The organism is Bacillus cereus group sp. BfR-BA-01360 (assembly GCF_022663595.1).
Classification (GTDB): domain Bacteria; phylum Bacillota; class Bacilli; order Bacillales; family Bacillaceae_G; genus Bacillus_A; species Bacillus_A cytotoxicus.
The window spans coordinates 1-19,457 of record NZ_JAKUFV010000025.1 but is presented as its reverse complement, the minus strand read 5'-3'; the positions used below and the strand labels follow the sequence as shown (position 1 = coordinate 19,457).

Below are 19,457 nucleotides of genomic sequence, written 5' to 3'. Positions count from 1 at the left end.
TTATTTGAATTACCCCTGATACTTTTGGAATAACTCAGCCATTGTCATATTGTTGTATTTTGCTAAGTCTTTAGCTACCGCACATACATTTGTGAAAGCAGTGCATCCCATTTCAATATCGAGATATTCTAGTAAGTTCACATGCCAGTCATTCCGATATGTCTCTTCACCATCATTCAATGTTTCTACCCAGCATACTAATTCTTGATGATTGACCTCCGCTTTATCGGTTGGAATAGGTTGATTACTTCCTTTACACCAACGCCATCCACCATTTTGCCAATGTTCATCATTATCATCTTCGTTCATACATAGGACACTAAGTTTCTCAAATTCTTTATCGGACAATTCATATACTTGGTAATACGTTTCTTCATTTCCGTATGTTCTCGTAGCATTAACCCCTAATCTTTTTAAATCTTCAGTTATGAATCCTTGCACTAAGATCTCTTCCATTTTCATTCTCCTTTTCTAATAAAATAGCGTTTTTGTTAGAAATCACTCAAATTCATAAGATATTAGCCCGTCTATCTCTTCCTTGTAGATTAATATCTCAAAGTAATTTCCATTCTCAATGCTATTAAACTCATTCGGATTAAAAACAAACCACTCTTCGTCTTGATCTGTTTGTTTTTCTAAAATCCCCTCATCTTCAAGCTGTTTGTATAGAAACGGACACAGGTGAACGTTTGTTAAAAACGCATAAGCGTCATTCCCCTGTTGCTGCCATTCTTCATTAATCTGACTTAGTACATGATTTGTAACTGTACTCATATCTATTCCCCTTTCCTCCCAAATAACGATTTTATTAGCTAACGTTCACTGTTAATTCAAAATTGGCGTCAATATTACTACTTCTTCTGATATATCCTTTAATACAGCTCTTTTTCCATAATTTGAACTCTCTGACCCAGTTTTCATGTCTTTCAACTTTTCTATATCGATAAACTTCAAAGTGATTGACACAATCCATATCAAAGTCATAATCTTCTATCCATTGTTGAATTACGCTTGCCGGATTATCCGTTATAGCCACCTCACCTATTTTCTTATCAACTAACACATTAATAGACGTGTCATATTTATCAGTAAAATAATCATCTAAACACCGCAACGCATCTCGTAAATTTTCAAAAGAATCATATTCTGCCATTTGTCATTTTCCTTTCTGTTTTACAATAGGGGTCCCGTCAGGAAAATGCGGATTTACAACGCTAAGCACATTTTCGAGACGATTCCCCCATTTTTAACAACGTTAAGAAAATTTCAATGGTCTTAAAGAATCTAACGAGACTATTTTCTCGGAATTAAAATGGTATTCTCCTAGTAAATTAATATGTTCCCAACCTAGAGGCGATATATGGTGCAATAATTCTTCATTAAAACTACCAGACTGTTTTTGATATTCAACTGCTTTTGTTAGATGTAAGGTATTCCAGATACTGATGGCATTAATGATTATGTTTAAGGCACTGGCCCTTTGCAATTGATGCTGTATGGTTCGTTCTCTAAGCTCACCTTGTTTTCCAAAGAAAATAGCCCTTGCTAATCCATTCATGGCTTCTCCTTTATTCAATCCTCTTTGTATTTTTCTTCTTAATGATTCATCTGAAATGTAATTCAAAATAAAGATCGTTTTTTCTATTCGGCCCATCTCACGTAAGGCGGTAGCTAAGCTGTTTTGTCTTGAATAGGAACCTAGTTTCCCCATTATAAGGGAGGCTGAAACTGTTCCCTCCCTTATAGAATGAGCTAATCGCAAAACATCCTCATAATTTTCTTTAATGACCTTTTTATTTATTTGTCCACGTAAAATGGCTTCTAATTTTGGATACTCACTTGCTTTATCTATTGTAAATAATTTCGAGTCTGATAAATCTCTTATTCTAGGAGCAAATTTAAATCCTAATAAATGAGTCAGTCCGAATATTTGGTCTGTGTAACCAGCTGTGTCTGTATAATGCTCTTCTATATTTAGATCCGTCTCGTGGTGCAACAATCCATCCAAAACATGAATAGCATCCCTTGAATTTGTATGTATAATCTTTGTGTAATAAGAAGAGAATTGATCACTAGTAAAACGGTAGATAGTTGCTCCTTTTCCAGTCCCGTAATGTGGGTTTGCATCTGCATGCAGTGATGAAACACCTAGCTGCATTCTCATACCATCTGACGAGGATGTTGTACCGTCGCCCCAATAGGAGGACAACTGTAATTTATGATGAAAATTTACTAAAATGGCTTGGGCTTTATTCATTGCATCTTCATACATGCGCCATTGAGATACATTAGCTAGTTGCTTATATGTAAGTCCGGGTGTGGCTTCGGCCATCTTGCTCAAGCCAATATTCATTCCCATCCCTAAAAGGGCAGCCATGATAATGATTGTTTCTTCTTTATCTGGTTTTCGATTATTGGAAGCATGGGTGAATTGCTCATGAAATCCTGTTATATGAGCAACATCCATGAGTAAATCGGTTAATTTTATTCTTGGTAGCATCTGATAAAGGCTTGCACTAAACTTTTTTGCTTCTTCTGGAACATCTTTTTCTAAGCGTGCAAGTGACAGTTTTCCTTTTTCAAGAGAAACTCCATCCAACTTGTTGGAATTGGCAGCTAACCATTTTAACCTTTCATTAAGGCTGCTGGTTCTCTCCGTTATATAATCTTCGAATGATAAATTAACTGATAATCTCGTATTCCCCTTCGATTGATTCCATGTATCTTCCGAAAACAAATATTCCTCAAAATCCCTATATTGTCTACTGCCAACAATGGAAACATCTCCTGCACGAACATGCTCCCGAAGTTCTGTTAAAACAGCCATTTCATAGTAATGACGATTAATTGTTGTACCATCATCCTCATATAAATGCTTTTTCCATCGTTTTGAAATAAAATCCACGGGTGAGTCATCAGGCACTTTTCGCTTTCCGGATTCGTTCATTCCTCGAATAATCTCTACGGCTTGTAAAAGTGGTTCATTTGCCTTTGTAGAATGAAATTCCAGTACCCTTAATAGCGTTGGCGTATATTTTCTAAGTGAATAAAATCGTTTTTGCAGTAAGTCCAAATAATCATAGTCGGCAGGACGTGCAAGCTCCTGAGCCTCTTCTACTGAACAGACAAAGGTATTCCATTCAATAACTGATTCTAAAACCTTAAAAACGTCTAGTTTTTCCTCTCTTGCTTTAATTAATGCTTGTCCGATGTTCGTAAAGTGTATAACTTTCTCATTTAGCTTTTTACCGTTTTGTTTCTGGATTTCCTCTTGAGCCTTACGGCCTTTTGATAACAAACTAAGTATTTGCCTATCATGAATTTCAAACGCTTTATCTGTTAGCTCCTGAGTAAGTTGTAATAAATAGACGGCTAATATCGAATAACGTTTATTTTCTTGAAAGTCACGGAACGCATACGGTTCGTATCTTGAACCTAAGCGAGAAAGCTGTAATAGACGATTACGATGCAAATGGCTAATTTGCACTGTTTCTAATTCCATTTCTCGTAGGTATTCAAGTCGTTCTATTACTTTTAGAAAAGTTTCGGGTGAAGGATGACCCGGTGGTTCCTTTAACCAACCCAATATCGTTTTATTGGATTCGGATGGATGCTGCGAAGTAATAATCTCTTCAAGTTTTTCTTTTTGCTCATTTGTAAGAGATCTACTAACTGTATTAAATAGCTTCTTTTCAGCCATCGCCCTTGCTTCCCACACCATTCTTTCAAGTGTAGTGATAGCAGGCAGTATAATTTTGTTTTTTCTTAGAAAATCTATGCATTCATGCAGTAGATGAATAGTATCACCATTTTCCAAAGCTAATTGATGAAGGTACTTAAACGTCATTCGATATTCACTCAGGGTAAAAGTTACAAAGTCATATTCACTTCGAATTTCTTTCAAATGATCCCAAAGTGTATTTTCCCTTTGAGGATAATGATCAAGCGAGGATGGACTAGCACCAATCTGTTTCGATATATATTGTATGACCAAATCTGGGATGCTTTTGATATGAGTGTATGGCCAACCGGGATACCGAAGAACAGCTAATTGAACGGCAAACCCTAAACGGTTTTCTTCCCTCCTTCGCTTATTAACTATTTCTAAATCACGATTGGAAAAAGTGAAGTAGGTCCCCAATATCCATTCATCTTCAGGGATTTGCATAAAAGACTGTCTCTGTTCCGGTGTAAGCAATTCTCTACCTCTCGCAATTTTCATTCAATATCATCCCATTTCTGTATTTTTCAATTTATTAGTTCAATTATATATCAATAGAGTGTACTCTATTGATACAAGTGTAGTAGACAGATAAAATCATAGTAGGGAGTGTCTCATAAGACTTGTATCAAAAACGAGGTGGTATGATGCGAAAAATCGGTTATATACGTGTCAGTTCAACTAGCCAGAATCCTTCAAGGCAATTTCAGCAATTGAACGAAATCGGAATGGATATCATTTTTGAAGAAAAAGTTTCTGGAGCAACAAAGGATCGTGAGCAACTTCAAAAAATGTTAGAGGATTTACAGGAAGGTGACATTATTTATGTTACAGACTTAACTCGGATCACTCGAAGTACGCAGAATTTATTTGAAATGATTGATTTAATACGCAGTAAAATGGCAAACTTAAAATCACTCAAGGATACATGGTTAGATTTATCAGAAGATAATCCATACAGCCAATTCTTAATTACGGTAATGGCTGGCGTTAACCAATTAGAGCGAGATCTTATTCGTATGCGTCAGCGTGAAGGGATTGAGCTAGCAAAGAAAGAAGGAAAGTTTAAAGGTCGATTAAAGAAATATCATAAAAATCACGCAGGTATGAATTATGCAGTTAAACTATATAAAGAAGGAGGAATGACTGTAAATCAAATTTGTGAAATTACAAATGTATCTAGAGCTTCTTTATATAGAAAATTATCTGAAACATGAAAAGGATTAAAGAATTAAAGGATTATAGGAGTATTAAGGGCTTTACCTTATGGTAAGCCATTAATTTGAAGAATTACTTCTTAACAATCAAGACAGGAATTTCGGACCGGTGTAACACCCCTTGAGCAACACTGCCCACCAATACTCGATCAAAAACACCTCTTCCATGACTACCCAATATAATAAGATCTACTTCCTCTGTTTGGGCAACATGACAAATGGTTTGACTTTGGTGACTTATTTGATGATTATATTCAAGACGATCCTTCCAAGGTTGAAGGACTCCTTCCATAATTTTCTTTTCAATATGTTTACTAAGTTCTTTTTCGTATCGATCCACTGCTTCAGTTGCAAAATCATAGGCGTAATTTTCTTTAACCGTGACGTAAAGCACAACACCTGTTGCATTTGGCCAAGCTTCCAAGAACTCCCCTGTCATTCTTGCGGCATGTTCAGAATAAGCCGAACCATCAGTAGGAAATAATATTTTATTCATTTAAGAAACCTCCTGATTTACAATTAATTACATTGTGAAGTATGTGATAACAGATAACAAAACAGATGTAATAGCCATTGCTAGAAGTGGTCTTAACGCTTTCGTTCTAAGGTCTTTTAGACTAACATTTAAACCTAATCCAATCATAGCCATAGTTAGGATAAAGGAAGTGAAGAAAGAGATGCTATTCATGACACTAGTTGGGACGGTAATCAAATGACCAAGGACATAACTTCCAAATAAGCTCATGATAATAAAACCTATGAGAAACCATGGAAATTCAATTTTAGCATCAGAATCTGATTCAACTTTATTTTTTCGTTTCATCCAGTACATAAGAATAAAACTAAGTGGAACGAGTAAGAAAACACGACCTAGTTTCGCTAACAAAGCAATAGCAAGTCCATCTGGACCAGCAGGCGCTCCTGCTAAGGCAACATGAGCAATTTCGTGTAGACCTACACCTGACCAAACACCGTATTGAAGGTCTGTCAAAGGGAGAAACGGACGTAAGATAGTGTATGTTATGGCGAAAATGGTACCAACTAAAGCAATTATACCTGCCCCAATAGCAGTATCTTCATCCTTTGCTTTCAAAATGGGTGAAACGGCTGCAATTGCAGCAGCGCCACACACCCCTGTTCCAATTCCTAATAACAAGGATAAGGAAGAATTCGCTTTGAATAGTTTTGCAAGCAACATTGTAAGAAGGATTGAAAAAACGATGGTTCCAACATCTCTTGCAAGCAAACCTAACCCTTGATGAAAAACAACATCAATGTTTAGTTTTAACCCAAAAAGGATAATAGCAAGCCTTAACAACCTTTTGGCAGAGAATTGGATTCCAGTACGGAATTTCTCAGGATATCCCCAAATTTGTCGATAAACTACTGCAATGATGATTGCACAGGCGAGCTGACCAACATGATCTAACCCGGGTATTTGTGATAATCCAAAACCAACTAATGCAATAATAAAGGTAAATCCAACACCACCGAACCAAAGTCCTCTCGAGGATGATTTTTTATGTTTTGCTAATGATGTATTCATTTTAACAACTCCTATATTTGCTTCCTTGTATTAAGAGTATATTTGTTTTGATAATAAGTAAAATAGATTATAATTATAGCTGTAATATAAAATTACTTATCATTGAAGTTTCTTAGACCCCATTTTATTCTAAGGAGGAAGACTCATAATGGATCAATCTTTACTTGTATTTACTACAGTTGCAGAACAAAAGAACTTTACTCGAGCAGCTGAACTTCTCCATATGACACAACCAGCAGTCAGCAATTATATACAAACGTTAGAAAAAAACATGGGGATAAAATTGTTAGAGAGGACAAACAAATATGTTCGACTTACCAAGGCTGGAGAAATAGTATTTCATCACGCCAAGGACATCTTAGGTCTCTATACTCGAATGGAAAGACTCATTGATGATTTAAAACATACTGCAAGTGGTCCTCTTTCTATTGGTGCAAGTTATACTTTCGGAGAATACATTCTTCCTCATAAAATTGCCAGTTTGCTTAAATCCTATCCATTATTAAATCCAATCATTACTATAAAAAATTCTAATGAAATTATAGATTTAATAAAGAAACACGAGGTAGATGTTGGGATAATCGAAGGAGAGGCTAATAATGAAAATATAAAGGTTATACCATTTTCTCTTGACGAGTTATCAATTACAGTCCCTTCAAATCACCATTTAGCAGAACAAAAGGAAATAGACCCCTTGTTATTAAACCTAGAGACTTGGTTAGTTCGTGAAGAAGGTTCTGGAACGAGAGAAATGCAAGAAAAGGGATTTAAACAATTGGGGTTTTCTCCGAAGAAGTATATGACATTTGGGAGTACGCAAGTTATTAAGGAATCTATTGAAGCTGGTCTAGGAATTTCTATACTCTCACACGCGTCAATAAAAAACGAACTAGAACTTGGTAAAGTGAAGTTACTTGATATAAATGGGTTTCCAATCTCACGAAATTTTTCACTTATAACTCCAAGAGTTGAATTTTATACAAAAGCAATCGAGATATTTATTGAATCCTTAGTTATAGAATGAAATCCAGTCAATTGTGAATAACGAGGTGAAAAGCAAGCCCTATCAACGTGGAACAAGTTCATCCAATGTCAGATAAAATAAATACCAATCCTCCACGTATCGTTGTTAAAATCGGGTTATTAATCTTGGGAGTGATCTTAGCGTTGTAAATCCGCATTTTCCTGACGCTACCCCCAATAAGGATTTTGTTATAAATTAGTCATCGTAATCAGTATCATCAATTGCAATAAACTCTTTGTCGCACTTCGGACACTTCGCTACGTATTTAGGCCAATAAGTATCATCATAAAATCTAAATTGACTACCTTCCCCACAATGAGTGCATTCCCAATATCCTTGCATCCAACCACTAGTTTTTTCTGGATTATCACAACCAACCGAATAAACTAGATACGGTTCAGCTGTCTCAGGATAATGTCGTTTATACATAAAAGGCGTTAAATTAACCATTTCTCTTTCCCTCCAAAATAAGAATTTTGTACTAATTTTGCTTAATGTTCCCTGATTTAGTTTCAATAAATGTATCTTCATCAACCTCAATGCTCACCATATCCATCTCACTATCAAAACCTACAACTCTTCCAGAAACTCCTGTTAATGCTCCTTTAATAATCGTTGCTTGAATATTAACTGTTACTGTATTCATTTCTTTTCCTCTCCTTCTCCAAAATAACTATTTTGTTATAAAGTCACTGCTTCTGCTGCAGGTTTGCTTTTCTCTAATTGTTCAATTGCCATTTGCAATCCTAACCAGTAACCAATTAAACGACGTGGAAACCTTTTACCGAAATTCCAAATGTCTTCCAACTTGTCAGAATCTAATGAGCTGCTATGATAAACGTCACTTAACCAAAAATGGTAACCTTCCATAGATGAACTCTCATCAATTGCTGAAATAATACGATCATATACTTCCTGTCCGTCTTCTCTTGTTTCGTTTATATCGTATTCCTTCCAATATTCATCAAGTTCCCTTTTTGCCTTTTCTTCATCAAAATTCCAACGTTCTTCACAAAAAGCCGTTAACTTTTCAGTGAAATACCCTAAATTGAATCCTTTAATATTTTCTAATGTCGCTGGACATGTAAGGCTATACACCGCTTCGCCAATATCACCTGAAATAAATACGTTATATCCTGCAAGAACAAATTTAGTACGATACATGTTTGTTCCAGGCTTGCCCCAATAAATAACCTGTAATCCTTCTTCGCCTTGAATTTCAGCTACATGATTTCCAAACCAATTCTCTCTAATATCTTTAGTTGCTTTTTCAATGTATTCCATTTTCCATTTCCCCCTTTTTGCATTCAAATAACGCTTTTGTTCGGTTTTATTTATCAATGCATTCCGTGTTAACGATCTTAAAATAAGATGGCTCGTAATCTCTCTCTTTCATCCAAGATTGCACTACTTCCAAAAGTCGTTCTTCTAATACTTGATAATCCTCTTTATCAACATGATTCAAGTAATCGTCAGCTACTTCACCGACTTGCTCTTGCACATTTATAACAATGTCATCCAAAACTGAATCTACATTAATGCCAATAGCGATTTCCTCTTTTGAAACCTGTCCTACATAAAACGTTTCCCTAGATTTGAAATACTCTTTTTTACCTTCTTCAATTGCTTCTTCCCTTGTATTAAAGTAAGGACCACTCCAAATACCATCTGCATGTTCATTAATCATCCATTTTCCCACTTCAATTGAATTACTCACTCTAATCGCTCCTTTTCTTACAAAATTCAAATTGTATAACCTTTACAAATCCACTTTGAACACAAACTTTAAGAGATACATAGCGAGCGTGATAATTAACCACGCTATCGCTATGACTGCAAAATCCTTCTTTCTCATTCAAACCACCACACTGCAATAGTGATTATCCAAACTAGCGTAATCCACTTCGTATCGCTCATTTGTCATGCCCACCGCTTTCTGCTCCCATTTAAACTTACTTTGGTTGTGCACCGCGCACTACTGCAGCACGCGGTAAAAAGTTTCTAACAAGATATAATGCTTCATGTTCATCTTTTGCATTGATATCTACATTTAACTCACCGCTCATCGGTGGAATCTCATATGTAACTACAAATAGATACATCTCAATACCCACTCGATTGACGCACAAAGTTTTCTTTATTTTTTTCTTTATAAGCACGCACAATATCTTCGTATTTATATCCATATAAGTAGCAAAGACGGAAGAAAATGCCGAACGCTCTGCTCAAACGATCCATTGCTACATTAAGATTTTTGTAGTAACACCAGGCTTTCTTAGCAGCCAATGTATCTTGTATGTACCATTCGAACAATAAATTGACATTCGATACATTATTTTTCATAATGTGTCGATAACAAAAGTGCGGTACAATTCTGCGTTTCAATGTATACCGGTCTAACTCAATAACAATATTCATAAGAAAGTGAAACCCATCTATCAATTCTTCAAGAAGACCTTGCTTTGGTGTTCCGAATTCTACACTCCACATTTTGAATGCTCTTGTTTCATTCCATGCTTCACTAATCTCTACTACCAACGCACGGAATAACATATCTAATTTGTCAGTACCTTTATAAGCAATACGCTTGTCTAGTTCTTTTTGCATTTCAATCAGTTCCGTAATATCAAAAGTTTGTTCCATCTCTTCTTTGGTGATAACGTGCAAATTTGATATATGTCTCATTGTGCATATACTCCCTTACGAAAGTCTTTAATAATGTTACCTTGTTCATCAAAATAAACGATCTCCCAGTACGGATGAAATCTAAACTTATGAGGATTTCCGTCTAATACAATAAATAAATCGTTTTTACAATTCCCAACAATCGTCCCCATTTTCCCTTGTACCTCAACGCGCATCCCTCGTTTAGCAAAATGGATTTTTCTGTAACGGCACATTTTTCGAAAGGTCTCTTCTTTACCAAAAAGCGTACTAATATCAACGACATCCTTGTATTCACAAACGATAAATCGTTTAAACATTTCGAAAGGCATATCTATATAACCTAGCTTTTTCATTTGTTTATAGTAGTGATATTTAGCCATTGTTTCATTTTCTTTTTCTACAATATGCTCACAACGCCATTGTGGAAAAATTGTAGAAACACGGAATTTATACAGACTTTTCATCACATTTCCTCCTGTTCATTATTGTTACAATCAATAAGACCGCCAATTCTAGCTCGTCCAATTCCCATAATTGACGGTCTTCCGTTCTATAACATTCCAAATCTATTAACAGATCGATTAACTCTTGTTTCTGCAATTACTTATTTCACCTGCATCACATTTCATTTCCGAATCTTATTGAATACTCTAATTGCTATAGCGGACAAAATTCCCAATATTACAAAAATAATTAACGTATCCGGATTCATATCAATTTAACCCGCTCTATCTTCGTTGAAAAATAATATTTCTAACTCATCCGGGTCCACTTCATATCGTTTACCAGAATTGATAATCATAATAGAAACCTTCCCTGTCTCCTTATCTTGATGTAATACTACCGAAGCATTTACATCATCACTAACATAATCACCAGAATGGAATTCATTATTTCTTCTATTTTTGGAAGCGAAGACTCTGCGGCGCTCTTCCCAATACTGTTCGTCTTCTGTTGCTAGTCGACATTGATCAGCATATTGCCAGCCTTTATCTCCTGCGTTCATTACGTTTGTATTTCCCCAAACGCCATATACCTTAATTCTTCCTGTTTTTGAATCTATATCTAAGCACTTAACTCTCGCGAATGTTGTGTAATCTTCGCACTCAAACGCTACCCAATCACCTAATTCAAAAGGCGTTTTAATAAATACCGGTACTGGAATGGCTGCTAATGCTATTTTCATTTCGAATTCCTCCATTTTATAAATACTCAATTACAAATTGCGGTTTAAATCCCGTACTATCTAAGAAAATTCGTATCTGTTGTGGCTCCTGGGATTCTCTTGCTTTCCTGCAAAGTTCTTCTGCTGCTTCCCAATCAAAATTACTATTGTGCGCTCTGTTATAACGCCATATAGCTGTTACATAATCGATATACATATCAAAGTGATTATCCTGTCTTACCGAGCGCGGCAGCTCGTCCGCACTCCACACATCGCAAGGAACAATCACCAGGACGTCTACAAAGTCCGGATGTCCCGGACGATGTTTTATGTGAGCTTGCTTGATATCAAAAGGTCCTCCGCGCATCACAACTTTTGTATCTTTTATATTTGTTATAACGGGTGTATCAATAAACAAATTCTCCGAAAAAATCGTCAGTTGCTCTGTCACGTTGATCACCTTCTTTTAATTGCAATGTATATACAAGCTGTTTATCTAACAAAGCCCCCATTGCTGCATGCATCCACAAGTGCCCACCAATCTTTCTTTGTAAGAATTGCAGAATCGACAAAACTTCATCGTTAGACAGTTTTACAAATACACCTAATTTTTCTTGATTGAATTTACCACCGCGCTTTTCAATCTCCAGAGAAATGTTATTTTCTTTTACATATTGTTCTGCTTTAACCAAATTAAACTGTCGTACTTTATGCTGCCCGTACTTTTTTGTAATCAGCGTTAGCATATCTTTAAGCACTAATGTATCAACTACTTTTAATTTACTTTCTATTTCGCCGCGACAGCTTTTACAAAGCGTTTTCCCGCACCCGTCGATATACATATTTTTCACATCAGAAGCAGGAATGGTATTCCCACAAATATCACACCAATCCCCGCTATCAAGCCAAGAATGATGCATTACTTCCAACTCCTTACCACTTTATTTTTTATAGTTAAAATTTATTAATCTTTATATTTTTATATACGCACTTTTTAAATGGCCGCTTGTGCATATATTGTGATATACTTGCAAATGTAAATTTATTTCGAAAATCCTTATTGAGTACCCGTCTTCGCGATGGGTCTTTTTTTATGCATTTTTGCGTATTTGTTCAACCACTTCCGGATTCCCACCTATTTCTACAAGATGATCCGCTACGCCAAGCACATCGTTCCGCTCTTTATTTCTACGATATTGATCTTGTTTCTGTTTTTGCATGTATAATTCAATTAGTTCTTTTTCAACTGCAGCTGCTTCTTCAGCTTGTTGATTACATAATGCCTTCAATTCTCTTGCAGCTGTTATTTCGCCATCGCTCATAGCTCTATCGCATTGACGCAGCAAGATTTTACGATTTTTCATATACTCACGCAGTTTGTTTTCTAACTTCCCAGCTCTCTGTATATGTTCTGGAAGCACTCTATCAGCTAATCCCATTCATTTCACCTCAATTTTAGCTACATCGATAAGGATGCAGCTGAAAGATATATGAATTGCTGTTACGCAATAATAAATACTTTTTTGCTTTCAATTTCTTCTGATAAGTTCTCAACTAAGTATTTTTTGATATTCCCAATCGCTTCTAACTTCCAAGCACCACCATCCGCTTCATGGATTGAACAACTAGGCCCATCCTGCATACGGAATACAAAATCACTCTCTGGCTGATCTACTTCCGTGAATGTGCGATATGGTTTAAGTGATACTGGATTTGGAACAGCAACTTCTGCAACTGTTGCAACACCACTTTTAGCCACTACACTTTGCGATACTCCATCATCACCATATGTCTTAACATTTTCTTCTGTTATATTTCCTACAACCCTTAACATCACATCACGATCATCATTTTTAACAAACGCTGATTGAAGGCTAATAATAAACTTTTCTACCTTGTACCAATGCCCAAAATCAAATTCTGGTACTAACGCTTCTGTCCTAACGAAAGTGCTACGACTGTAATTACCGTTGATAGCAGTAAAGCAAGTTACTAACGTTGGGCTTGCTACATGAATCATTAATGGCTCATTAACATCAAATCCAGATTTCACATAATCTACTAGCCCTGATAGGCTACGAACAGTAAACGATCTTGCTGTTGGTTCTTCTACTACATGTAATGGCTGCGTTGAAAATATTTGACCATTAATATCCTGTGTTTTTACATTTCCTAATTCAACTACGTATTTTAAAGCGTCTTTTTCAATCATTTTAAGTTCCCCTTTGCGGTTATTAGTTAGTTTTTTGTTTGCGCCAATCTACAATTTGAGCGGGTTCTATTTCTTTAGTTTTTTCCTCTGTAAGTACTTTTTCGCCTACATCAGTAGCCACATCTCCATCACCATCTATGTACATTTGACCCTTAACACCAGAATTTAGTTCTCGACCAACGATATCACCAGCGTTATCCCTACCAACTATGAATGTAGATTCTACTTCTTTTGCAGCTACTAGTTTCGATGAGACTTTCGCAGTACAATCCCAAATTTCACGATTTTTATTCCCCTTAAAAGTAAGTGTCAATGTAATTGATCTTGCCTTTGTAGGATCTGTGTTTGGATCGGCCATATTTTTTAATACACGTTGAAACTCTGCATCCACTTTCTCTGCAACTGCACCATCTGCTAAACTATTTAAATCAATATTCACTTGTAAAACCTCCCATCTAAATACTTTGTTTTATAAAAAATCGACATCAACTTTAACTTTAATGTTTACTGGAATTTCTTGTGTCACACGGATTGAACTAGGACTTTCTCCGTTCTCAATTAGTTCAGTTACTTTTTCTCTTACTCCATCCAACGTTTCAAACTCATAGACATAAGTAGGACCAAATCCGCTATGGTTAATCACTAAATATTTTTGATCCGACATGTTCTTTCTCTCCTATGCTATTTTTATTTCGTTTTACACTAAACGCGGTCGCCAAACCTTTATGTAATCTATTACTTCATCAAAATCTCTTTGTCGTATATTGTGATAGCTATTAACAGCAAATGAAGCGTAAATATCTTTCCAAAGTGCGGAAAACACTTTTCGTCTGGTATCATGGATATTTCTATTTACAATTCCATCATTCCAAAGCTTATACACTCTACGATTTACAGCATTTCTAATCGCTGTTTGTTGACTGTAATCAACAGTCATTCTTTCGTTAATATCATTTTTTATTTGCTCTACATCAGTTTTCAACTGTTTTAAGTCTTCTTCATGTTGTAACCCTAACTGCATCGTCGCTAAAAACTGTTCTCTTGATGAAGGTGTTTTCTTTTGAAGATGTTCCTTCATACGCTTGAATTCTTTGATGAATTTCACTTTCATTTTCATCGCTTCAGGAGTTACGTAACTCATCGCTACAATTGCGAATGCATCCTCTGTTAAGTTGTACTTGTCATACCATTGTTTATTTTGAGGATGTTGATATTGGGTCTCCCCAAAGTTGGTGATACCCCATTTTTGTTCACCTGCTTCTATTAACTTTTCGATTTGAATTTCAATATCCCTCATTACATGGTCATGACGTTTACCAAACATTTGAGCAACTGTTAAACTGTCCGTTACTATCCTATTCCCTTCAATGAATACAAAATCACTAACAGGTTTTGGGATAGTTTGTATTTGATCCATTTTCATGAAACCTCCTTCTTTTCTTCATAAGTAAAATCTAACAATTCCGCGATCTTAGCTTTGTATTTCTTCCCTTCTCGATGTCCTCTAACAATGTCAGAAAGATACGAGACTGAAATCCCCATACGTTTAGCAAGTTCTGTTAATGTCGTTTCTTTTAAAACTAGTGCTGTCTGCACCTTAACTCGAAACTGTTTTTGCTTATTTTCCATAAAAAATCACCTCCAACAGAAAAAGAGAAAATTTTCGCTAATTTATTGACTAAGATTTAGACTGTATGCTAATATTTAAGCATACGGAATAAGCCGCAACTAAAACCATTAATACTAGCGCCCCCCAGCGAGTATTGGCTTTTGAAAAGGCTAATTTGTTGCTGACATTTCCGCTGATAAAACAGCTTATGGCTAAATCATAATAGACTAAAGTCTAAAAGTCAACGTTTTAATTAGATTTTATTCTAAAAAGATTTAACCGGCTTCGAAAGGTGATAACTATGAACTTATTACAAAAGGTTAGATATCTATGCGAGCAAAGGAAAACAAATGTATCTACATTAGAAAAAGAACTAGGTTTTGGAAACGGAACAATTAGAAAATGGGCTAAAGCATATCCATCTGCTGATAAACTAAAAAAGATAGCTAATTATTTCGGTGTTACCGTTGATTACTTATTAAATGAAGATGATTCAACAGTAGCAGTAATATCTACCCTGTCTCAAAAAGATCAAAAAGATATAGCGAAACGTATGGAGGAAATCAAAGCTGATTTGATGAATTCAGATGGTTTAATGTTTTCTGGTGAACCTATGAGCGAGGAAGCTACGGAATCTTTAATGTCAGCTATGGAATTCATTGTTACCCAAACCAAAATTATTAATAAAAAATATACCCCTAAAAAATATCGTAACAAAGAATAAAGGAACGGAGAGAATATACTACATGGGATACTTTGAAAAAGACTTAGCAAACAACTTAGTAAAAAAACACAAAACTAACAATCCCTATGAATTAGCTTATTTTCTCAACATCAATGTTGTCGAATGGGATCTACATCCTGATATACTAGGGTTTTATAAATATGAACAAAATAATAAATGGATAATCTTGAATGCTAATGCTAGTGAAAAAGAAAAAGAAATTACATGTTGCCATGAATTAGGTCATGCAATTATGCACACAAGAGATAATACGCCGCATTTAAGAAGAAATACATTTTTCTCTGTCGGGAAATTGGAACAACAAGCAAACTTATTTGCAATCGAATTGTTGATGCCTGATGAATATTGGCATGTTTATGCAAAGGAATTTAAAACTATCGACGCAATAGCACATCACACAAAAATTCCAGAGGACTTATTACTTTTAAAGTATCAAAAAATAAAAGGTTGTTTAATTTAGTCCTCTCTGGATTTTTTATTTTTAACTAACAATCGAACGTATATTCTTGAAGAAAGAAGGCTTATCATAAATGCTTATAAACTTAGATGATTTTAGAAGAAAAAAACAAAATAAAGCAAATGCTATTCAATTGACTAATGTCCCTGTTTTTAATCGTATTCTTGTTGAGAATAATAAATTAATAGGGGAATTAATAGGAAGCAAAGAAAAGGTTATTATTGAACATTTAGAACAAAAAACAAACAAGAGAACTTTTTAGTTTATTAAAAATAACATTCTTCTTTTTTATTTACTCTATTTTACGTTATATAAAAATATTAAGATTGATTATTTGTTATAATTGGTGAAGGATTCTGATTATTTATGTAGAGAGGATACGATATTATGGGGTTTAAATTTCGCAAAGGTATTAAAGTTGCACCTGGCGTAAAAGTTAACGTTACTCACAAAGGTATCGGTGTTTCCGCTGGTGTAAAAGGTGCGCGTATTAGTACTGGTCCATCCGAATCACGAATTACAACTTCTTTACCCGGCACCGGAATCTCATATGAACAACGTATAGGAAAAAAAGGGCCTAAACAAAGCACAAATAGATCAGCTAACCAAAAGTCAAAAGCTGTTAGTTCTAATGAACAATCATATACAAGACCAAAAACTTCCGTAAAAAAAGATGTTCAAACTTTTAAAGTGACTCCTTTTACTATAAAAGATAACAAAGCAAATTCTTTTGCTAGAAAACTAATGAAGCCACTTTGTATAATTACAGGCATTTGTGCAATTCTTTTCTTAATTATGATGCTTTTTGTACCTGCTCTGATCCTAGCAGTTATTTCGATCTTATGCTATATGAATATAAAAACACCATTTGCAGCAGTATGCCCAGGATGTAATGCCGAAAACCTATTAATTTCTAAAGAAAAGAAGATATCTTGTCGTAAATGTAAGAGTACTCTTATAATCCAAAAATAAAAAAGATGTTCAAGTGAACGTCTTTTTTATCTTCCGTTCGACAATATATGACAATATATAGATAAATAATTTGTTATCATGTCTAAGGATTTATTTACATTAGGAGGAACGAACAAATATGTTTAAAAGATTTGCAGTATTACTTATGGGTGCTTTATTATTATTCGGTTTAACTGCTTGTGACAGCGTTAAATCAATGACAAGTAATGTTACAGTTGGTAAGGTGATTGAAGAATTTAAAGCTGCAGGATTAGACGCTGAAAATCCTAGTGATTTACCAGAAAAAGAATTTGGAAATACTAGAAAAGAAGCAAAACGCATTCTTGTACCAGCATTAGGTGAAGATAGTGGTGGGAGAGTATTTGAGTTTAAAAACAAAGAAGATCTTGAAAAAGCTAAGAAGTACTATGACGATTTAGGTAACGGCAATCAAATGTTATTCTCTCACACTTACGCAAAAGGTAATTTCCTAATTCAAATGAACGGTGATATGGAAGATGCTCAATTTAACAAATATAAAGAAGTTATGGACAAAGTAATCAAGTAAGTTAAGGAATGCGCTCTCAATTTTCGGGAAATGTGTTAAAATTATTATTGGACGCCAGTTCGTATGTGTATTATTAAAATTGAAGTGGTTATCAAGTCGAAGAACGGCACTCATTTGAGTGTCTTTTCTTTTTTCTGATTATTTGTTATGATGTCATTAGAGTATGACTTCTAACTGTATCGCATAAAATAAAAGAAGAGATTCGCTAACATCTCTTCCAGTAACTGATACCGCAAGGTGGTCGGTTGCTAATAGTTATTTTCGTTTAGTACCGCCCTTACGCTTGCCGGCATTCGGGGCGGTATTTTTATTTCTTTTATTGCTAATCTTTTTTGCAAGCTCATTCGCACAAGCTGTTGCAAATACTGTAAGGAATACCTTAGCAGCGTCATACAATAAATTAAATAAAGAATCCATTCGGTCACCTCCCTTCTCTCTAAAATCAGAGAAAGGATAGCAACCTCCCGCCCTCACAATATACAGTTACATATAGTTTATCATATTAAGTGTAACTACCCTTAAAAAACTTGTTTTTTCTATGTATTACTTCACAACAGACTCTTTTTTCTTTGATATATGATTTTTTACTGATTCCTTTACCTTTTGTAAATCTAACTTCTCTTTTGGAATGATGTCCATAATATTAGATTTAAATAGAAAGTGCTGTTTCTCATCTGTTTCAACATAAATCATATATTGTTCTCTGCCCACTATTTTTCCCTTTAATGATTTTCCATTGTTCAATACAAATGTACACGGAATATTATAGTGTTCTAAATACATTAGAATACTGTCAAAAAAAATATGCATATATTACATCCCCTTTTTGTTTTAGTATAACAAAAAAGACCATCAAACGACGGTCTTCTCTTTTACTCTTCTTTTTTTAACAAATCTTTGCTATCATAAAGAAGTAGATACATAAATTGCAAATGTGAATTTAAACTTTAAACAATATATAAATTTAAAAAAATAAAAAACCCCGACGGAATTTTCAAAGGTTCAGTGGTTTGGCCGACTACAGTAACCGATGAAAATTAGAAAACGAGGTTTGTATTAACGTATTTAAATGTGTATCGCTACGTCTATGATAGCATATACTTTTAAAAATGTGAACTACAATCCTCTAATTTCTTGCACCCATTTTTTGGTCGGGGTAAAAAAATTGGAGGATTTTTTATGTTAGATTCAGTTATACAAATGAGAGGAACAGTTTACGAAAAAGGATTTGGTTTATTAGCACAGCATGTCATGAGAGATCGTTCATTACATAAGAATGCAAAATTAATATATGCTTACTTATGTAGTTACGCTTGGGGGAATACAAATGAAGAACGTACAGCATTTCCAAGTGTAGACATTCAATGTAAAGACTTAGGCATGAGCGAAGATACTTATTATAAATATCGTAAACAACTAATCACTAAAGGTTACATCAATATAGAAAAACAAAAAAATGAAAAAGGGCAATTCTCAAGAAACCTTTATTATATTGAATCTGTTGTAATACCAAAAGAAAGTACAGAAGAACCATCCCCTAAAAATCCGGGTACGGAAAAACCGAGTACGGAAAAA

General features: G+C 34.9%; 33 protein-coding genes. 8 read left to right on the top strand and 25 right to left on the bottom strand.

The annotated features are described in order from the left end of the window. Window positions 1-9: 9 nt before the first annotated feature. From MR056_RS18175 to MR056_RS18160, 4 genes are all read right to left on the bottom strand, one after another. Window positions 10-456 (bottom strand): hypothetical protein, encoded by a 447-nt coding sequence (locus MR056_RS18175; protein ID WP_242136609.1) that lies wholly within the window; start codon window positions 454-456, stop codon window positions 10-12. A gap of 42 nt (window positions 457-498) precedes the next feature. After that, window positions 499-774, bottom strand: a complete 276-nt coding sequence (locus MR056_RS18170) for a hypothetical protein (protein ID WP_229182029.1) — start codon at window positions 772-774, stop codon at window positions 499-501. Window positions 775-808: 34 nt separating this feature from the next. Beyond that, on the bottom strand, window positions 809-1,153 hold the full coding sequence (locus tag MR056_RS18165) for a hypothetical protein (protein ID WP_242136608.1): 345 nt from the start codon (window positions 1,151-1,153) through the stop codon (window positions 809-811). A gap of 102 nt (window positions 1,154-1,255) precedes the next feature. Next, window positions 1,256-4,222: a Tn3 family transposase gene (locus MR056_RS18160; protein WP_017474138.1), complete on the bottom strand. Its 2,967-nt coding sequence runs from the start codon at window positions 4,220-4,222 to the stop codon at window positions 1,256-1,258. A 146-nt stretch (window positions 4,223-4,368) separates the two neighbouring features. On the opposite strand from MR056_RS18160, the gene MR056_RS18155 reads away from it, so the two are divergent. Then, window positions 4,369-4,938, top strand: a complete 570-nt coding sequence (locus MR056_RS18155) for a recombinase family protein (RefSeq protein WP_017815735.1) — start codon at window positions 4,369-4,371, stop codon at window positions 4,936-4,938. Between the two features lie 73 nt (window positions 4,939-5,011). Here MR056_RS18155 and MR056_RS18150 read toward each other — a convergent pair whose 3' ends face one another. Further along, window positions 5,012-5,434: a universal stress protein gene (locus tag MR056_RS18150; protein ID WP_017815736.1), complete on the bottom strand. Its 423-nt coding sequence runs from the start codon at window positions 5,432-5,434 to the stop codon at window positions 5,012-5,014. Window positions 5,435-5,461: 27 nt separating this feature from the next. Next, window positions 5,462-6,484: a YeiH family protein gene (locus MR056_RS18145; protein ID WP_242136607.1), complete on the bottom strand. Its 1,023-nt coding sequence runs from the start codon at window positions 6,482-6,484 to the stop codon at window positions 5,462-5,464. 148 nt (window positions 6,485-6,632) lie between these two features. Between MR056_RS18145 and MR056_RS18140 the strand changes: the two genes are divergently transcribed. Beyond that, window positions 6,633-7,508 carry a LysR family transcriptional regulator gene (locus MR056_RS18140; RefSeq protein ID WP_017815738.1) on the top strand — a complete coding sequence of 292 codons (876 nt, stop codon included), beginning with the start codon at window positions 6,633-6,635 and terminating at the stop codon, window positions 7,506-7,508. Window positions 7,509-7,703: 195 nt separating this feature from the next. On the opposite strand, the gene MR056_RS18135 is transcribed toward MR056_RS18140, so the two are convergent. From MR056_RS18135 to MR056_RS18055, 17 genes are all read right to left on the bottom strand, one after another. Continuing rightward, window positions 7,704-8,024 carry a phage terminase large subunit family protein gene (locus tag MR056_RS18135; RefSeq protein ID WP_242136606.1) on the bottom strand — a complete coding sequence of 107 codons (321 nt, stop codon included), beginning with the start codon at window positions 8,022-8,024 and terminating at the stop codon, window positions 7,704-7,706. Next, window positions 7,990-8,154, bottom strand: a complete 165-nt coding sequence (locus MR056_RS18130) for a hypothetical protein (protein WP_242136605.1) — start codon at window positions 8,152-8,154, stop codon at window positions 7,990-7,992. Before MR056_RS18130 ends, MR056_RS18135 begins: the two co-directional genes overlap by 35 nt. A 35-nt stretch (window positions 8,155-8,189) precedes the next feature. Beyond that, window positions 8,190-8,792 (bottom strand): hypothetical protein, encoded by a 603-nt coding sequence (locus MR056_RS18125; protein ID WP_242136604.1) that lies wholly within the window; start codon window positions 8,790-8,792, stop codon window positions 8,190-8,192. 46 nt (window positions 8,793-8,838) lie between these two features. Further along, the gene (locus tag MR056_RS18120) at window positions 8,839-9,225 is read right to left on the bottom strand and encodes a hypothetical protein (protein WP_242136603.1); all 387 of its coding nucleotides are present in this window, start codon (window positions 9,223-9,225) and stop codon (window positions 8,839-8,841) included. Between the two features lie 235 nt (window positions 9,226-9,460). Then, on the bottom strand, window positions 9,461-9,610 hold the full coding sequence (locus tag MR056_RS18115) for a hypothetical protein (protein WP_242136602.1): 150 nt from the start codon (window positions 9,608-9,610) through the stop codon (window positions 9,461-9,463). Between the two features lies 1 nt (window position 9,611). Further along, window positions 9,612-10,184 (bottom strand): dUTP diphosphatase, encoded by a 573-nt coding sequence (locus tag MR056_RS18110; RefSeq protein WP_242136631.1) that lies wholly within the window; start codon window positions 10,182-10,184, stop codon window positions 9,612-9,614. Window positions 10,185-10,189: 5 nt separating this feature from the next. Then, window positions 10,190-10,639 (bottom strand): hypothetical protein, encoded by a 450-nt coding sequence (locus MR056_RS18105; RefSeq protein WP_242136601.1) that lies wholly within the window; start codon window positions 10,637-10,639, stop codon window positions 10,190-10,192. After that, on the bottom strand, window positions 10,623-10,775 hold the full coding sequence (locus MR056_RS18100; RefSeq protein WP_242136600.1) for a Fur-regulated basic protein FbpA: 153 nt from the start codon (window positions 10,773-10,775) through the stop codon (window positions 10,623-10,625). The genes MR056_RS18105 and MR056_RS18100 overlap by 17 nt, the downstream gene beginning before the upstream one ends. A gap of 118 nt (window positions 10,776-10,893) precedes the next feature. Next, window positions 10,894-11,361: a hypothetical protein gene (locus MR056_RS18095; RefSeq protein ID WP_087099661.1), complete on the bottom strand. Its 468-nt coding sequence runs from the start codon at window positions 11,359-11,361 to the stop codon at window positions 10,894-10,896. Window positions 11,362-11,377: 16 nt separating this feature from the next. Beyond that, complete coding sequence (locus MR056_RS18090; RefSeq protein ID WP_087099663.1) at window positions 11,378-11,791, bottom strand: cell division protein SepF; 414 nt, start codon at window positions 11,789-11,791, stop codon at window positions 11,378-11,380. Continuing rightward, window positions 11,748-12,260 (bottom strand): hypothetical protein, encoded by a 513-nt coding sequence (locus MR056_RS18085; RefSeq protein WP_087099664.1) that lies wholly within the window; start codon window positions 12,258-12,260, stop codon window positions 11,748-11,750. Before MR056_RS18085 ends, MR056_RS18090 begins: the two co-directional genes overlap by 44 nt. 171 nt (window positions 12,261-12,431) lie before the next feature. After that, window positions 12,432-12,779: a hypothetical protein gene (locus MR056_RS18080; protein WP_087099666.1), complete on the bottom strand. Its 348-nt coding sequence runs from the start codon at window positions 12,777-12,779 to the stop codon at window positions 12,432-12,434. Window positions 12,780-12,841: 62 nt separating this feature from the next. Then, window positions 12,842-13,552 carry a hypothetical protein gene (locus tag MR056_RS18075; protein WP_087099668.1) on the bottom strand — a complete coding sequence of 237 codons (711 nt, stop codon included), beginning with the start codon at window positions 13,550-13,552 and terminating at the stop codon, window positions 12,842-12,844. Between the two features lie 22 nt (window positions 13,553-13,574). Then, window positions 13,575-13,991, bottom strand: a complete 417-nt coding sequence (locus MR056_RS18070; RefSeq protein ID WP_087099670.1) for a replication terminator protein — start codon at window positions 13,989-13,991, stop codon at window positions 13,575-13,577. Between the two features lie 30 nt (window positions 13,992-14,021). Beyond that, the gene (locus MR056_RS18065; RefSeq protein WP_087099672.1) at window positions 14,022-14,216 is read right to left on the bottom strand and encodes a hypothetical protein; all 195 of its coding nucleotides are present in this window, start codon (window positions 14,214-14,216) and stop codon (window positions 14,022-14,024) included. A gap of 33 nt (window positions 14,217-14,249) precedes the next feature. Then, on the bottom strand, window positions 14,250-14,969 hold the full coding sequence (locus MR056_RS18060; RefSeq protein ID WP_087099704.1) for a Rha family transcriptional regulator: 720 nt from the start codon (window positions 14,967-14,969) through the stop codon (window positions 14,250-14,252). 2 nt (window positions 14,970-14,971) lie between these two features. Beyond that, a complete protein-coding gene (locus MR056_RS18055; protein WP_087099674.1) occupies window positions 14,972-15,181 on the bottom strand; it encodes a helix-turn-helix domain-containing protein in 210 nt (69 codons plus the stop codon). Window positions 15,182-15,462: 281 nt separating this feature from the next. On the opposite strand from MR056_RS18055, the gene MR056_RS18050 reads away from it, so the two are divergent. The 5 genes from MR056_RS18050 (at window position 15,463) to MR056_RS18030 (ending at window position 17,882) form a co-directional block, all read left to right on the top strand. Then, the gene (locus MR056_RS18050) at window positions 15,463-15,885 is read left to right on the top strand and encodes a helix-turn-helix domain-containing protein (protein WP_087099676.1); all 423 of its coding nucleotides are present in this window, start codon (window positions 15,463-15,465) and stop codon (window positions 15,883-15,885) included. Between the two features lie 22 nt (window positions 15,886-15,907). Then, window positions 15,908-16,366 carry an ImmA/IrrE family metallo-endopeptidase gene (locus MR056_RS18045; protein WP_087099678.1) on the top strand — a complete coding sequence of 153 codons (459 nt, stop codon included), beginning with the start codon at window positions 15,908-15,910 and terminating at the stop codon, window positions 16,364-16,366. Between the two features lie 70 nt (window positions 16,367-16,436). Further along, entirely contained in the window at window positions 16,437-16,625 is a 189-nt protein-coding gene (locus MR056_RS18040) for a hypothetical protein (protein ID WP_087099680.1), read from the top strand. A 125-nt stretch (window positions 16,626-16,750) separates the two neighbouring features. Continuing rightward, the gene (locus tag MR056_RS18035; RefSeq protein WP_087099682.1) at window positions 16,751-17,335 is read left to right on the top strand and encodes a DUF4236 domain-containing protein; all 585 of its coding nucleotides are present in this window, start codon (window positions 16,751-16,753) and stop codon (window positions 17,333-17,335) included. A gap of 118 nt (window positions 17,336-17,453) precedes the next feature. After that, window positions 17,454-17,882 carry a stress protein gene (locus MR056_RS18030; RefSeq protein WP_087099684.1) on the top strand — a complete coding sequence of 143 codons (429 nt, stop codon included), beginning with the start codon at window positions 17,454-17,456 and terminating at the stop codon, window positions 17,880-17,882. A 255-nt stretch (window positions 17,883-18,137) separates the two neighbouring features. Here the strand turns inward: MR056_RS18030 and MR056_RS18025 are convergent, their stop codons facing one another. Together MR056_RS18025 and MR056_RS18020 are read right to left on the bottom strand one after the other, a co-directional pair. Then, window positions 18,138-18,299, bottom strand: coding sequence for a hypothetical protein (locus MR056_RS18025; protein ID WP_176371967.1), 162 nt, complete (start codon window positions 18,297-18,299; stop codon window positions 18,138-18,140). Between the two features lie 126 nt (window positions 18,300-18,425). Beyond that, window positions 18,426-18,692: an RNA chaperone Hfq gene (locus MR056_RS18020; RefSeq protein WP_087099685.1), complete on the bottom strand. Its 267-nt coding sequence runs from the start codon at window positions 18,690-18,692 to the stop codon at window positions 18,426-18,428. 369 nt (window positions 18,693-19,061) lie between these two features. On the opposite strand from MR056_RS18020, the gene MR056_RS18015 reads away from it, so the two are divergent. Next, the coding region (locus MR056_RS18015; protein WP_242136599.1) for a helix-turn-helix domain-containing protein at window positions 19,062-19,457 on the top strand (396 nt) is incomplete at its 3' end.

Coding starts and splice junctions, on each gene's coding strand:
- MR056_RS18130 (WP_242136605.1), bottom strand. CDS start 8,154: ATGAATACAGTAACAGTTAATATTCAAGCAACGATTATTAAAGGAGCA.
- MR056_RS18045 (WP_087099678.1), top strand. CDS start 15,908: ATGGGATACTTTGAAAAAGACTTAGCAAACAACTTAGTAAAAAAACAC.
- MR056_RS18060 (WP_087099704.1), bottom strand. CDS start 14,969: ATGGATCAAATACAAACTATCCCAAAACCTGTTAGTGATTTTGTATTC.
- MR056_RS18065 (WP_087099672.1), bottom strand. CDS start 14,216: ATGTCGGATCAAAAATATTTAGTGATTAACCATAGCGGATTTGGTCCT.
- MR056_RS18170 (WP_229182029.1), bottom strand. CDS start 774: ATGAGTACAGTTACAAATCATGTACTAAGTCAGATTAATGAAGAATGG.
- MR056_RS18150 (WP_017815736.1), bottom strand. CDS start 5,434: ATGAATAAAATATTATTTCCTACTGATGGTTCGGCTTATTCTGAACAT.
- MR056_RS18050 (WP_087099676.1), top strand. CDS start 15,463: ATGAACTTATTACAAAAGGTTAGATATCTATGCGAGCAAAGGAAAACA.
- MR056_RS18040 (WP_087099680.1), top strand. CDS start 16,437: ATGCTTATAAACTTAGATGATTTTAGAAGAAAAAAACAAAATAAAGCA.
- MR056_RS18175 (WP_242136609.1), bottom strand. CDS start 456: ATGGAAGAGATCTTAGTGCAAGGATTCATAACTGAAGATTTAAAAAGA.
- MR056_RS18165 (WP_242136608.1), bottom strand. CDS start 1,153: ATGGCAGAATATGATTCTTTTGAAAATTTACGAGATGCGTTGCGGTGT.
- MR056_RS18145 (WP_242136607.1), bottom strand. CDS start 6,484: ATGAATACATCATTAGCAAAACATAAAAAATCATCCTCGAGAGGACTT.
- MR056_RS18080 (WP_087099666.1), bottom strand. CDS start 12,779: ATGGGATTAGCTGATAGAGTGCTTCCAGAACATATACAGAGAGCTGGG.
- MR056_RS18035 (WP_087099682.1), top strand. CDS start 16,751: ATGGGGTTTAAATTTCGCAAAGGTATTAAAGTTGCACCTGGCGTAAAA.
- MR056_RS18160 (WP_017474138.1), bottom strand. CDS start 4,222: ATGAAAATTGCGAGAGGTAGAGAATTGCTTACACCGGAACAGAGACAG.
- MR056_RS18140 (WP_017815738.1), top strand. CDS start 6,633: ATGGATCAATCTTTACTTGTATTTACTACAGTTGCAGAACAAAAGAAC.
- MR056_RS18075 (WP_087099668.1), bottom strand. CDS start 13,552: ATGATTGAAAAAGACGCTTTAAAATACGTAGTTGAATTAGGAAATGTA.
- MR056_RS18125 (WP_242136604.1), bottom strand. CDS start 8,792: ATGGAATACATTGAAAAAGCAACTAAAGATATTAGAGAGAATTGGTTT.
- MR056_RS18115 (WP_242136602.1), bottom strand. CDS start 9,610: ATGTATCTATTTGTAGTTACATATGAGATTCCACCGATGAGCGGTGAG.
- MR056_RS18105 (WP_242136601.1), bottom strand. CDS start 10,639: ATGAAAAGTCTGTATAAATTCCGTGTTTCTACAATTTTTCCACAATGG.
- MR056_RS18020 (WP_087099685.1), bottom strand. CDS start 18,692: ATGCATATTTTTTTTGACAGTATTCTAATGTATTTAGAACACTATAAT.
- MR056_RS18155 (WP_017815735.1), top strand. CDS start 4,369: ATGCGAAAAATCGGTTATATACGTGTCAGTTCAACTAGCCAGAATCCT.
- MR056_RS18030 (WP_087099684.1), top strand. CDS start 17,454: ATGTTTAAAAGATTTGCAGTATTACTTATGGGTGCTTTATTATTATTC.
- MR056_RS18055 (WP_087099674.1), bottom strand. CDS start 15,181: ATGGAAAATAAGCAAAAACAGTTTCGAGTTAAGGTGCAGACAGCACTA.
- MR056_RS18025 (WP_176371967.1), bottom strand. CDS start 18,299: ATGGATTCTTTATTTAATTTATTGTATGACGCTGCTAAGGTATTCCTT.
- MR056_RS18095 (WP_087099661.1), bottom strand. CDS start 11,361: ATGAAAATAGCATTAGCAGCCATTCCAGTACCGGTATTTATTAAAACG.
- MR056_RS18085 (WP_087099664.1), bottom strand. CDS start 12,260: ATGCATCATTCTTGGCTTGATAGCGGGGATTGGTGTGATATTTGTGGG.